The sequence below is a fragment of the Actinopolyspora xinjiangensis genome (assembly GCF_900104475.1).
Classification (GTDB): domain Bacteria; phylum Actinomycetota; class Actinomycetes; order Mycobacteriales; family Pseudonocardiaceae; genus Actinopolyspora; species Actinopolyspora xinjiangensis.
The window spans coordinates 1-12,553 of record NZ_FNJR01000025.1; the positions used below are offsets into that span (position 1 = coordinate 1).

Consider the following 12,553-nt stretch of genomic DNA (forward strand, 5'->3'; position numbering starts at 1 on the left):
CTAGAGCGTGACTGGTGGATCAGGTGCGGAGCCAGAGGAGGATGCTGGCTAGGGTCAGGGTGGCGTGGAAGTAGTGGGCTTTGGTGTGGAAGCGGGTGGCGATGCCGCGCCATTGCTTGAGGCGGTTGATGCTGCGTTCGACGATGTTGCGCTGCCGGTAGACAGTGGGCTCGAAGGCGGGTGGGTGGCCTCCCGCCGAGCCTCGCCTGTGGCGGTGTCCGGCCTGGTCGGCTGGTTCCGGGATGGTGGCGGCGAGGCCGCGACGCCGTAGGTGGGCCCGGATTGCTCGTGAGGAGTAGGCCTTGTCGGCAATGATGCGCACCGGTCTGGTGCGCGGGTGCCCACGCCCTGGGCGGGGAACTCGGATGGCCGCCAACAACGGCAGACACTGCGGAGCATCACCGGCTTGTCCCGGCGTGATCAGCAGACTCAGCGGACGGCCTCGTCCGTCGACAGCGAGGTGAATCGTGGTGCTCAGCCCTCCTCGGGACCGGCCCAGTGCTTGCGGGTGCCCCCCTTTTGCTCCGGCGGCGTGCTGGTGGGCGCGCACCACGGTGGAATCCACACTGACCGTCCAGTCCACCTCACTGGCGGCCTCGGCGGCCCGCTGCAGCTCGGTCAGGATCCGATCCCAGGTGCCGCCGGCGGCCCACCGGTAGAAACGAGACTGCACTCCTCTGCCACGGACCGAACCGCTCCGGCAGGTCCCGCCACGGGCAGCTGGCGCGGTCTGTGACGATCATGCCCTCGACCACCTGCCGATGCTCCCGCCACCGACCACCCCGCTGCGGCGTGACCTGCGGCAACATCGGCTCCAACCGCTCCCACTCCCGATCGGACAACTCGCCATACGACACACCTGACCAACGACCACAAGATCCACCAGTCACGCCCTAGGGCTTCGAGACCGCGCCGGACGCGCGGGACCGGCTCGCCTGCCAGCCCGTCAGCAGCAGCAGCCCAACCGCGAGGACGACGTAGGCGTTGCCGACGAGCTGCTGCGGCAGCCACAGTAGTGGGGGAATGTCCTCGTTGGCGAGCACTCGGAACGGTATCTTCCTGCCCGCGATGATGATCAGCACGACGAGTGCGAACCGGCTGATGCTGCGGTACCGCACCGTGGCACCGAGTAGAATCAGCAGGCCGGGAATGACCCAGACCCAGTGACTCGTCCAGGTCGTCGGCGACACCAGCAGCGCGAACAGACCGGTCAGCGTCATCGCCACCGGAGGAGAGACCCGGCCGATCGTGCGTGCGAGCACGAGGGCCAGTACCAGGCTCACGCCCGCCCAGGTCCCGTGCTGCACCACGGGCTGCAAATCCAGACGCGCGAGCGCACCCATGATCGACTGGTTGGTGTCGGCCGCATGACCTGCCACGGAGCTGGCCGGTCCGTAGCGGAACCAGTAGTCCACCGACGCCTCGAAGTCGACCAGGAACCCGAGCAGCGTGCAGACCACCCCGGTGACCGCGCAGGTCACGGCGGCTCGGAAATCTCTGCGGAACAGGAAGAACAGCAGGAAGGCCGCGGGCATGAGCTTGGTCGCGGCGGCGACACCCACCAGCAGTCCGCGCGGCCACCGCGGATTCCGCACGAGGCAGTCCGCGGCCACCAGCCCCATCAGCACCAGGTTGACCTGCCCCTGGGAGAAGCACGCGTAGACGGGCTCCAACCACAGGGGAAGCGGGAGCGCGAGGGCCGCGACGGCCAACGCGCCGTTGGGTCCCACACTGGGCCACTGGTGCCGCACGATCAGGTAGAGCGTCATGCCCATGGCCGCCAGGTTCGCGGCCCACATCAGCAGCACTCCCACCGTGACCGGCGGTAGGGCGAACGCGCTCAGCGATAGCAGCGCGAACGGGGGATACACCCAGGGCAACAGATTGCCGCCCCGCAGTGGTGCCCAGTTCTCGACGACGTTGCCACCGTCCAGCCAGGTGTGCACGGCCCAGCGGTAGACCTCGAAGTCGCCCCGGAGGTAGATCTCCCCGCCCTCCCCGCGAAAGAGGGCGGGCGAGAGCAGGTACCACACCGAGACGGCCAACAGCGGTAACGAAGCGACGAGGAGGACACGCGGGTACCGCGTCATCAAAGCGTGTAACCGCTCCCGCGGGAAGTCCTTCGAAGCCGGGGGCTCGGGGACGACCGACGGCGCCGTGGAAGTGTGCCTCGAAGATGCCACTTCGACATTCGATCACAGTGGCCCCGCGCGGAAACCGAAGGCGGTCCGGCTCCGCAGTGAGGTGCCGTCGACCACGTGGTGGAACCACTGGTGCCGGCTCCGGGAGGCATGGCCGTCCACGTTGGGGGCGCCCCGGCCCTGCTCGACATCGGTGCGGCACAGGGTACGTACCTCGACGGAGAACCGCGTTCGGCCGGATTCGTTGGGCACTGTTCCGTGCAGGTGCGCTCCCGAGAAGCACAGTAGGTCACCCGGATTGATGACGACCTGTAGCTCCGGAACGGTTGGCTGGGGGGGCGCGAGTTGAGGGGTCACAGCGCCTCCCGCGTTCTCGGCGCCTGAACCCCGGTAGGCGCGAGGGCCCCACTCGGAGCTGGTGTTCGCGACCGCCTCGGACCACTGTGCGGGGGAAAAGGTGATCGTGCGCCCCGCGGTGATCGGGTAGATCGGTGTCCACCAGTTGGTCTGTGCGTAGAGGTTCGACGCCCAGGTGTCCCGGTGCCAGTTCGTTCCAGCTCCCGCGTGTTCCTTCCCGTGGGGCAGGACCCGCAGGTGAACCCAGTCCCAGTAGGTGTCGCAAGCGGCGAGTCCGGTGTTCTCCAGCGCCGTGAGCAGCAGGCGGTGCGCGGCAGTGTCGTCGCGGACACGCTGTCGGGCCTCTCGAACCGCGTCGAGGTACTCGGTGGGGGCGAGTGCGAACTGCGCGCTCTCCGGATCGGTGGTACCCAGTTCGGCCCGGACCAGCTCATCGACCCGGTCCCGAAAGGCGTCTAGCGCCGTGACGCCGGGAAAGATCACGAGATCCCCGGCGAAGACGAGATCGCCGCGCTCCTCGTCGTCCAGCGTTCCACGGCAGACGTGTATCGCTGTCATCCCGCGCCTCCGAACGATCCGGCATCGATGAACCGTTGAGCCAGTGAGCGTATTTCGCAACTGATTGCTCAATACGCAACAACAGTAGCGGCTGCGGTGCTCCGAAGCAATGTCGCCACCCTGGCGGAACCGTCACGTGCGATCGCTTGTGCCGACCTCTCGAAGGGCTCACGTTCCCGAGGCGGGATGGCCGCGGCGTTCGCGTGAGCTCCTATAATCCGGGACGTACCCGTGTCGCCGTTCGAAGCGACGTGCGGGAACCGTGATTTCGGGAAAGGGGATCAGTGAGTACACAGGCGGAGACGTTCGAATTTCAGGCGGAATCCCGCAAATTGTTGCAGTTGATGGTTCACGCCATATATTCGAACAAGGACACGTTCCTGCGCGAGCTCGTTTCCAACGCCTCGGACGCGCTCGACAAGGTGCGGCTGGAGTCCTTCCGCGACAAGGACCTGGAGGTGGACACCTCCGACCCGCACATCCTGATCGAGGCCGACAGGCAGCACCGCACGCTGACGGTGCGTGACAACGGTATCGGCATGTCGCGGGACGAGGTCCAGGACCTTATCGGCACTATCGCCAAGTCGGGCACGGCGGAGCTGCTGCAGCAGCTGAAGGAAACCCAGGACGGCGCGGCCGCGCAGGAACTGATCGGCCAGTTCGGGCTCGGCTTCTACGCCAGCTTCATGGTCGCCGACAGGGTGACGCTGCTGACCCGTCGGGTGGGGGAGAGCACCGGCACCCGCTGGGACTCCACCGGTGAGGGCACCTACACCATCGAGACGGTCGAGGAGGCTCCGCAGGGAACGGCGGTGACGCTGCACCTGAAGGCCGAGGACCAGGAAGACAGCCTGCTCGACTACACCGACAGCACGACGATCACCAACATCGTCAAACGCTACTCCGACTTCATCTCGTGGCCGATCCGCATGGAGGTCGAGCGCACCGACTCCGAGGGCACCACGACGCGGCAGCTCGAGACGATCAACTCGATGAAGGCGCTCTGGGCCCGCCCCAAGGAGGAGGTGGCCGAGGAGGAGTACCGCGAGTTCTACAAGCACATCAGCCACGACTGGAACGATCCGCTCGAGACGATCCACCTGCGGGCCGAGGGCACGATCGAGTACCAGGCGCTGCTGTTCATCCCCTCCGTCGCCCCCTTCGACCTCTTCACCCGGGACCACAAGCGCGGCGTCCAGCTCTACGTCAAGCGCGTGTTCATCATGGACGACTGCGAAGAGCTCCTGCCGGAGTACCTGCGCTTCGTCAAGGGCGTGGTGGACGCGCAGGATCTCTCCCTCAACGTCTCGCGGGAGATCCTGCAGCAGGACCGCCAGATCCAGATGATGCGTAGGCGCCTGGTCAAGAAGGTTCTGTCCACGGTCAAGGACATGATGAGCGAGGACCCGGACCGCTACGCGAAGTTCTGGGACCAGTTCGGCCAGGCGGTCAAGGAGGGGCTGCTCAACGACGTCGACAACCGCGAGCAGATCCTCGAGATCGCGTCTTTCGAGTCCACGCACGATCCGGAGAGCAGGACGACACTGCGTGAGTACATCGAGCGGATGAAGGACAGCCAGGACACCATCTACTACATCACCGGCAGTTCGCGCTCCAAGGTCGAGAACTCCCCGCACATCGAGGCCTTCCGGGACAAGGGCATGGAGGTGCTGCTGCTGACCGACCCGGTCGACGAGATGTGGGTGGAGTCGGTACCGGAGTTCGACGGCAAGCGGTTCCAGTCGATCGCCAAGGGCCAGGTCGATCTCGACGGGAAGGACGAGGACGGCAAGGACACCGAGCGGGAGCAGGAGTTCGCCGACGTGCTGTCCTGGATGTCGACCAAGCTCGCCGACGACGTGAAGGAAGTGCGGCTGTCCTCCCGCCTGAGCTCCTCGCCGGCCTGCGTGGTCAGTGACAGCGATGACATGGGGCCGACCCTGGAGAAGATGTACCGCGCCATGGGGCACGAACTGCCGCCGGTGAAACGCATCCTCGAAGTCAATCCCGATCACCCCCTCGTGAGCGGGATGCGCGAGTCCTACGACAGGAACGGCCAGAGCCGGGAGCTGGAGGAGACGGCCGAACTCCTCCACGGTATGGCGCTGCTGGCCGAGGGCGGCGAGCTTCGTGAACCCGCCCAGTTCACCAGCCTGCTGGCCAACAGGCTCGCCCAAACGCTGTGAGCCTACCGTTCTCGCCGGGATCGGGGAGCGGCTGCTCTCGGCCCCGGCGAGAACGCCTGGTACGGCCGTCCCCTGTCGGTCGTTCCCGTGTGGGGCGGATTCGTCATCAGTACAGGTGCCGCCGAATCACCTCCGCGCTGGTACTCCCGTGGTTTTTCCCGCATATATCGGGTTTACCAGGTGAGTACCTGTGACAACCGGTACGTTCGCCCCGTTGGGACCGCTGTTCGGGCGCCGCGGTGCGGTCCCCGGCGTGCTGGGCTCCTTTCCGGGCGATCGGGCCCGGTCCGAGCGGTGTGACGAGGCTCGGGCGTGTCCGTGGTCGCAGTGGGCGAGGCCGCGACGAAACCGTCACGAAGGAAGAGGAGCCGTACCCGTTCTCGTATTCCCCGAAAGTGGGAGATCTTCCGTGAATTGATCCCCCGAAAGGGGATCATGGCAGCTGTTTCCACCACGATCGGCGTAGTGTTCGGGGGCATACCGCTGGGAGTACGAGATGGACGAAGCTCTCGATGCGACTCGCCGGACGACGGCCCGGCCGAGCGGCACGAACACGATCGCCGACGTCTACGGACAGGCCTACCTGCGTGTCGAGCGAACCGGCGGGAAACGCGGCCTGACCTGGCTGGTCTACGAACTGGAGGACGGGACTTCCTACAGTGAGGATGCCGCCGACTACTTCCACGGCCCGGAGCGTTGGTTCCGGGCCGATGTGCTGGCATGTGAACTGGTTCGCGGTCGGGTGCTGGATCTGGGGTGCGGTGTCGGCAGGCACGCCTCGGAACTTATGGCGGCTGGTCACGATCTGGTCGGTCTCGACGTGTCTCCGGCGGCTGTGGCCATCGCCCGCGGGCGGGGAGTGGACGCGCGGCTCGGCGATCTGTTCGACCTGCCCGAGAACCTCGGCGGTTTCGACACGTTCCTGCTGCTGGGGATCAACCTCGCTCTGCTGTGCAGTTCCGCCGACTGCGGTGCGGTGCTTTCCCACCTGGCGGTGATGGCCAAATCCGGTGCGCGGATACTCGGCTCGGACGTATCGGCCCTCGGAGCGGGGCGCGGCATCCGGTTCCGCGCCCGCTTCCAAACCGGTGCGGAACTGGGTGAGTGGAGCGAGTGGGGGTCTGTCCAGTACGGCACACCATCCGAGAAGTTGCACGAGCTCGTGCGCGGAACCGGATGGCGCGTGGTGGAGTACCACTATCCGCAGGATACCGCCGACGGGAGTTTCGCGGTCGAGCTGAGGCTGGCGAATTGACGGTCTCCCGCTGTGGAGTTTCACCCTCGGAGGTCGCGTTGTCCACCGAAACCCACGATCCCTTCCACGACATCGACGGTGAGGTCGAGCCGTTTCGGCTGGCGCTGGTGTACGCCTACTCCGGACACCTGCTCCGCGCGGCGGTGCGGTTGGGACTGCCCGACGCCGTCGGAGCGGAGGCCACCTCGGTGCCGGAGCTGGCCGATCGTACGGGAACGCGCCCCGAGCTCCTGCGCCGACTGTTGCGCGCGTTGACGCTGCTCGGCGTGTTCCGCACGGCGGGAGAGGACGCGTACGAACGAACTCCCCTCTCCGGGAGCTGCGGGCGGGCGGCTGCTCTGCCAGGGACTCGACAACGACAGCATCTGGCAGGCGTGGGCCGTACTGGACGAGGGAATTCGCACCGGTGACTGTCCGTTCATCGCGTCGCACGGCGAGAAGTTCTACGAGTTCCTGGCTCGCGACGAGCGGCGGGCCACGGCGTTTCACGCGACGATGCGCGAGGACGAGGGCCAAACCCCGTGCGAGGCACTGCTCGGAGCCCTCGACCTCGGCGGCGTGTCGCGGATCGTCGATGAGGGGCAGGGGGAAACATCTGCGCGAGATCCTGCGCCGCCGAGGGGACGTCCGGGGTGTGCTGTTCGACACCGAGTCGGTGGTGGTCGATGCGGTGGAGGAGCTGCGCTCGGGGGAGCTGTCCGACCGCTGCGAGATCGTGAGCGGTGACGCGAGGGAAGCCGTCCCCGAGGAGGGGGATGCCTACCTCCTCTCCGCAGTGCTGCACAACTGGAACGACGAAACCTGCGTGCGCATCCTCTCCCGCTACGCGCGGGCCGCGTGGCCGGGAGCCCGGATCCTCATCTTCGAGGTCCTGCTCGACGAGGCGGGGGAGTGGTCGATGATGGAAGCGGTTTCGGACCTCGGGATGTTCGTGTTGTTCGGAGCGCCCGGGAACGTCCCGAGGGGGACTTCGCCCGGCTGTTCGAGGAATCAGGGCTCGACTACGCGGGTCGAGTCAAGGTCTCGTCTTCGTTCCACCTCCTGGAAGCGCGGGTGCCCGCCCGCTCATGAGCCGCGACCGGTTCGTGCCCGCTCGGTGTCCGGGGTGGTCCCGTCACACGGTGGTATTCCTCCGCTGCCGGACACGGAGCTGTGCTGGGACCCCCTTGCCGGAGGGTGACTTCACGAGCGCGTGCTCGCCGTCGGTCGTTCGATGTAGCCGGAGTCGAAGAAGTAGTCCAGGTACCGGTGACGAGGGATGGAAGCGGCTAGAGGCGATGCGGGACGAGTGGTCGTGCTGTGTTTCGGGGATGGTCGAGGCGCTGGGAGGCGTTTGTCATGATCGCGTGGTTCGCGGTTTCGGGCAAGAGCGAAACCAAGTGCGACAGCAGCGGTCTCCGTAGCGGTTGGAATGGTTGCGCGATGCGATTTCGTTTCGCTTCCCGACTGCGGACTTCACACGAAGGGATTGTCGATGCAGTGATCGATTGACTGCGATTCGTGGAAGTTAAAAAATTTCAGTGCGTTCGTTGACGTACCGCTTGATCGCGGCTCGAAGAGCCCGTTGGAGAAAAGGAGCGATGCCGCTGTGGCTTCTGAAGCGCGGAAGAGGAAACTTGCGAAAGATTTTCATGCTGCGGATCTCAACGACGACGGAAAGATCGGCCCCGAGGATCTGGAGCAGCTGGCTCGTCGGGCGTGCGAGGAGTTCGGCTATGCCGCGGGAAGTGCGCAGCACCGTGCCATGTACGACGCGAACATGGACTACTTGACCGCCATGCAGAAGCACGTGGACACTGACGGCGACGGGCGAATCAGCGAGGACGAGTACGTCAACTTCTGGTTGGCGGGGGGAGAGGACGAGGCCAGGTCGATTCTGCGGCCCTGAGTCGACAAGTTCTTCTCCTTCGTCGACACCGATGGGGACGGCGTGCTCACGCAGCGGGAGTTCGAGAGGTACTACCGAGCGACGGGAGTGGACGCCGACGCGGCCACCGTCTTCTCGGAGCTGGACGCGGACGGGAGCGGCTCGCTGTCCAAGGACGAGCTGACCGAGTACATCGTCGACTTCATGCTCAGCGAGACCTCCGACAGCAGGGGCAGCGTACTGCTCGGAACGGGCTGACCGCAGCTCTGTCGCGGAACACGTTGCTGGGGCATAGCGTTGGTCCGCGATACTTCTCCGCGCGCGGGGGGGGCGTGGTTCCGCGATCACGCGAACCCCGCTGCGAGGAGCCGCTGGTTGTCGCGGTACCTACCGTCGGTCGCGTGTCCGCTCAACTCGGGTTCCTCCCATTCGAAAGATTTGAGCGTTTCGTTCTTGGGCGGGCTGGTGAACCCGCCCGGTCAGCTGTGGCAACGGTACGGCAGCGTTCGTGAGATTCGCGCCGTCGTTGACGGGGCGTCCCACTCACCGGCCCCTGGGGAGCACCTTCGGTTGTGCTGACTCGTGTGATCGCTGTTTCCTGCCGTCATCGACACTCCGTTCAGCCGAACCAAACAGGCGGATCGAGTCTTCGGCTACCACAGGCACGTCGTGAGCATCCCCGCACCTGTTCGGAGCATGTAGAGAGTGGTTACTTACTCGAGTACGCGTTGACCGCGGTTCTTCTCGCGGAGATCCGCTCGGAGCGCCCGTCGCCGGGTGCCTGGGCCACCCCGCTTCACCTCGACGTGACTGCACCGTGTTCACGGATACCGTCACGTGGTTCCCCCACCCCCGTTAGGCCCGAGGGGATTGTGACTTCGGCGGCAGCGGCGACTGTCGAGGCGAGCGATTCGGTGAGCACCACGGCAATTCGGTGGCTGGTTGGGTGAATATCGACTGGGTCACGCGAAAGAGGGAGTAATTGACCTGAAGGTGTTCTGCGTTCGACGAATCAGTATGGCTCGTGTCATTCTCATGGTGATGGGCCACATGTTGATCGTATTGTAGTCGCTGTGACGGCGGTGTGTCACCGCGATGAAAATTATCTTCGCATTGCTGCCGGGGAAACGAGACTAATTAATGCGGCAGTACACCTGAATCGGTTTCATCGGCTGAGTCGTGCTCTCATGACATAAGAAGGGTATCAGGTATGGATACGTTCGATATCGAAGTATGTGATACTCAGTCGCGTTTCGTCGTTGACCCTGTGACGAGTAACTGTCGATCTATATTCGAGCGGGGCGAACACGTGGTCTTCGGTGTGAGTCCTGGGAACAGTTACTTTAGTGTCGCATTGTTGACGGATCTTCTCGGCTGGCTGAGCGAAATTTTTTCGCGAATCGACGTCGTTGTTCCGGATTCAGGGCTCGAGCACACGTACCACGCGCTCGGCTACACCGTCCGAGGTGCGGAACGAAAAGCGCGAGGTGAGGTCAACGCCGTGCGTAATCGTGTCCTTCGTGCTTGGGATAACCTGGGAGGCCCGAGAGGGTCGGATGCCTTGTCCATGTTGTCCATGTTGTTCGATAATCGGAATTACGTGGAAAAGCTCGCCGAATGTGAAAGCACAGTGAAGGGGGACGATGATCTGTGGGAGGCCTGCGTCGCGGTGAGTCGTAATATTCTCATGGGTCGAGGCGTCGAGGAAGTGTCGAATGCGGAACGGGAGCGGCGGGCCATGCGTTACATCATCGAAGAGCTTCCACTTGTCCTGGATTCGGCCAGGATATTCGACGCTCCCTCGTCGATGTGCTTTTATCATCGCAGGACGCTGCTGGCTGAGATGATTTTCTCCGAAGGGTCCGCGCTGCGGGCCTCGTCACGACAGGGGTATGCGCTCGTTCGTCCAGCGGGAAGCTTCGTCGACGGCGCCACGTCCGAAGTTCCGGTACACGATGATCGATGAGAGGGCTCCGCCGGATCTCGCCAGGGAAGCCTCTGCTGGGGTATGCGGTGGAGACGTGAACAGGAAGGAAAGAATCCGGCAGCAGCGGGAGGAGCGAACAGAACAGCGTCCGGGATGGCCGGGCGAACGACATGCTCGGTCCGGAAAGTTCGCAAGACACTGGCGTTGGTCTTGCTATGGCGGCTCGATCTGATGAACATGTCACCCGACGAAGATCGGACAGCACTGTGAAGAACTACGAGCTCGTCGCGGCGAAAATATCCGATCCTTTCTTGCTGCGGGCCTACCACCGCTGTGGTGACCGCTTGGGGAAGTCCAGCAAGACCGTCGATTTCCCCGAAACACGTTGCCTGCTGCCACCGGGAAAACGACCGTACTACGACTCGATGATCGCCTTCGCCAGGCAAGCCGACGACATGCTCGACGATCCGAACCGGGCCGTCCCGGAGCGTGCGCGACGTTTCGAGGAATTCCGGAACCGGATCGCGTCCGCCCTCGACGGTGACCTCACGCCACCGGATGACGCCGAGGAGGGGACGGACGCGCTCATCGCGGCGGCGTTCGCTCACTGCGCTCGGACGTGGGACATCTCCGCCGAATCGGTCCATCTGTTTCTGCGTGGTCTCTGCACTGACCTGGAAGTGACCGGATATCCCACCTACGCTGACCTGCACGAGTACATGCTGGCCGTCAGCGGACAGCCGGCCCTGTGGATCAACGCCGTACTCGAACCGTCCTCCGATGCGGCGGCAGAGATGGCGGTGTCCCTGAGTCACGCTATCTACCTGTTGCACTTCGTGCGGGATTTCACCGAGGACCTCGAACTCGGCCGTGTCTATCTGCCGGAGGAGGATATCGGCCGTTCCGGAGTCGATCGCCGTGAAATCGAGGAACTGGTCGAACACGGCTCGGTTGGGCACGCGATGCGTCCGATCGTTCACCGGCAAGCCAATCGGATCAACGGGTTGCTGGCGGTGTCGGAGGGGTGGTGGCGGTTGGTGCGGCCGTCCTCGCGGTGGTTCGTCCGGCAGACACACCGACTCGCCGTGGACTCACTGCGTCGCCTCGTCCGCCGTGACTACCGCCTGGGAAAGCTGTCTTCGTTCGATTCGTTTCGAAAACGCGCGGTGTCGCTGGGCAGTACGAGCACCGCCTATCTTCGTGCGCTCGCCCAGCGGAGCTGGTGAACATTGAACTACGCGCGAGCGTGGAAAGAGCGCCGTGTCGGGCTGCCGTCGCCATGCGGTCCAGGGCTGCGCGACGGTACTGCCGGGCCGCCAGCCATGCCGATATGGGGAGCAGGCGTTGGCTGCGTTGTCCGGCGAGCTAGGGCGTGACTGGTGGATCTTGTGGTCGTTGGTCAGGTGTGTCGTATGGCGAGTTGTCCGATCGGGAGTGGGAGCGGTTGGAGCCGATGTTGCCGCAGGTCACGCCGCAGCGGGGTGGTCGGTGGCGGGAGCATCGGCAGGTGGTCGAGGGCATGATCGTCACAGACCGCGCCAGCTGCCCGTGGCGGGACCTGCCGGAGCGGTTCGGTCCGTGGCAGAGGAGTGCAGTCTCGTTTCTACCGGTGGGCCGCCGGCGGCACCTGGGATCGGATCCTGACCGAGCTGCAGCGGGCCGCCGAGGCCGCCAGTGAGGTGGACTGGACGGTCAGTGTGGATTCCACCGTGGTGCGCGCCCACCAGCACGCCGCCGGAGCAAAAGGGGGGCACCCGCAAGCACTGGGCCGGTCCCGAGGAGGGCTGAGCACCACGATTCACCTCGCTGTCGACGGACGAGGCCGTCCGCTGAGTCTGCTGATCACGCCGGGACAAGCCGGTGATGCTCCGCAGTGTCTGCCGTTGTTGGCGGCCATCCGAGTTCCCCGCCCAGGGCGTGGGCACCCGCGCACCAGACCGGTGCGCATCATTGCCGACAAGGCCTACTCCTCACGAGCAATCCGGGCCCACCTACGGCGTCGCGGCCTCGCCGCCACCATCCCGGAACCAGCCGACCAGGCCGGACACCGCCACAGGCGAGGCTCGGCGGGAGGCCACCCACCCGCCTTCGAGCCCACTGTCTACCGGCAGCGCAACATCGTCGAACGCAGCATCAACCGCCTCAAGCAATGGCGCGGCATCGCCACCCGCTTCCACACCAAAGCCCACTACTTCCACGCCACCCTGACCCTAGCCAGCATCCTCCTCTGGCTCCGCACCTGATCCACCAGTCACGCTCTAG

Annotated in this window: 9 protein-coding genes and 4 pseudogenes; 10 read left to right on the top strand and 3 right to left on the bottom strand. The window is 65.0% G+C overall.

The features are described 5' to 3' along the window. Positions 1 to 19: 19 nt before the first annotated feature. The 3 genes and pseudogenes from BLQ75_RS22690 to BLQ75_RS22700 all read right to left on the bottom strand — a co-directional run bounded on the left by BLQ75_RS22690 (position 20) and on the right by BLQ75_RS22700 (position 3,056). Positions 20 to 809: pseudogene (locus BLQ75_RS22690) on the bottom strand (IS5 family transposase). 84 nt (positions 810 to 893) lie between these two features. Further along, complete coding sequence (locus BLQ75_RS22695; protein ID WP_092604707.1) at positions 894 to 2,090, bottom strand: glycosyltransferase family 87 protein; 1,197 nt, start codon at positions 2,088 to 2,090, stop codon at positions 894 to 896. 105 nt (positions 2,091 to 2,195) lie between these two features. Then, complete coding sequence (locus tag BLQ75_RS22700; protein WP_092604708.1) at positions 2,196 to 3,056, bottom strand: phytanoyl-CoA dioxygenase family protein; 861 nt, start codon at positions 3,054 to 3,056, stop codon at positions 2,196 to 2,198. A gap of 284 nt (positions 3,057 to 3,340) precedes the next feature. On the opposite strand from BLQ75_RS22700, the gene htpG reads away from it, so the two are divergent. The 10 genes and pseudogenes from htpG (at position 3,341) to BLQ75_RS22745 (ending at position 12,534) form a co-directional block, all read left to right on the top strand. Continuing rightward, a complete protein-coding gene (gene htpG, locus BLQ75_RS22705; protein ID WP_092604709.1) occupies positions 3,341 to 5,242 on the top strand; it encodes a molecular chaperone HtpG in 1,902 nt (633 codons plus the stop codon). Positions 5,243 to 5,738: 496 nt separating this feature from the next. Beyond that, positions 5,739 to 6,497: a class I SAM-dependent methyltransferase gene (locus tag BLQ75_RS22710; protein ID WP_092604710.1), complete on the top strand. Its 759-nt coding sequence runs from the start codon at positions 5,739 to 5,741 to the stop codon at positions 6,495 to 6,497. A 38-nt stretch (positions 6,498 to 6,535) separates the two neighbouring features. After that, positions 6,536 to 6,907, top strand: coding sequence for a methyltransferase family protein (locus tag BLQ75_RS22715; protein WP_092604711.1), 372 nt, complete (start codon positions 6,536 to 6,538; stop codon positions 6,905 to 6,907). Between the two features lie 10 nt (positions 6,908 to 6,917). Next, positions 6,918 to 7,677 (top strand): annotated as a pseudogene (locus BLQ75_RS22720) (methyltransferase). Positions 7,678 to 8,085: 408 nt separating this feature from the next. Beyond that, positions 8,086 to 8,385 carry an EF-hand domain-containing protein gene (locus BLQ75_RS22725; protein ID WP_170837649.1) on the top strand — a complete coding sequence of 100 codons (300 nt, stop codon included), beginning with the start codon at positions 8,086 to 8,088 and terminating at the stop codon, positions 8,383 to 8,385. A 9-nt stretch (positions 8,386 to 8,394) separates the two neighbouring features. Beyond that, positions 8,395 to 8,448 (top strand): annotated as a pseudogene (locus BLQ75_RS24590) (hypothetical protein); the annotation flags it as partial. Further along, positions 8,428 to 8,622, top strand: a complete 195-nt coding sequence (locus BLQ75_RS22730; protein ID WP_092604716.1) for an EF-hand domain-containing protein — start codon at positions 8,428 to 8,430, stop codon at positions 8,620 to 8,622. The pseudogene BLQ75_RS24590 and the gene BLQ75_RS22730, both read left to right, overlap by 21 nt. A 952-nt stretch (positions 8,623 to 9,574) precedes the next feature. After that, positions 9,575 to 10,330, top strand: coding sequence for a tRNA-dependent cyclodipeptide synthase (locus BLQ75_RS22735; protein ID WP_092604714.1), 756 nt, complete (start codon positions 9,575 to 9,577; stop codon positions 10,328 to 10,330). A 227-nt stretch (positions 10,331 to 10,557) separates the two neighbouring features. Next, positions 10,558 to 11,517 carry a phytoene/squalene synthase family protein gene (locus BLQ75_RS22740; RefSeq protein ID WP_170837650.1) on the top strand — a complete coding sequence of 320 codons (960 nt, stop codon included), beginning with the start codon at positions 10,558 to 10,560 and terminating at the stop codon, positions 11,515 to 11,517. Between the two features lie 227 nt (positions 11,518 to 11,744). Beyond that, positions 11,745 to 12,534, top strand: a pseudogene (locus BLQ75_RS22745) (IS5 family transposase). The last annotated feature ends 19 nt before the right edge of the window (positions 12,535 to 12,553 follow it).

Coding starts and splice junctions, on each gene's coding strand:
- BLQ75_RS22710 (WP_092604710.1), top strand. CDS start 5,739: ATGGACGAAGCTCTCGATGCGACTCGCCGGACGACGGCCCGGCCGAGC.
- BLQ75_RS22735 (WP_092604714.1), top strand. CDS start 9,575: ATGGATACGTTCGATATCGAAGTATGTGATACTCAGTCGCGTTTCGTC.
- BLQ75_RS22695 (WP_092604707.1), bottom strand. CDS start 2,090: ATGACGCGGTACCCGCGTGTCCTCCTCGTCGCTTCGTTACCGCTGTTG.
- BLQ75_RS22700 (WP_092604708.1), bottom strand. CDS start 3,056: ATGACAGCGATACACGTCTGCCGTGGAACGCTGGACGACGAGGAGCGC.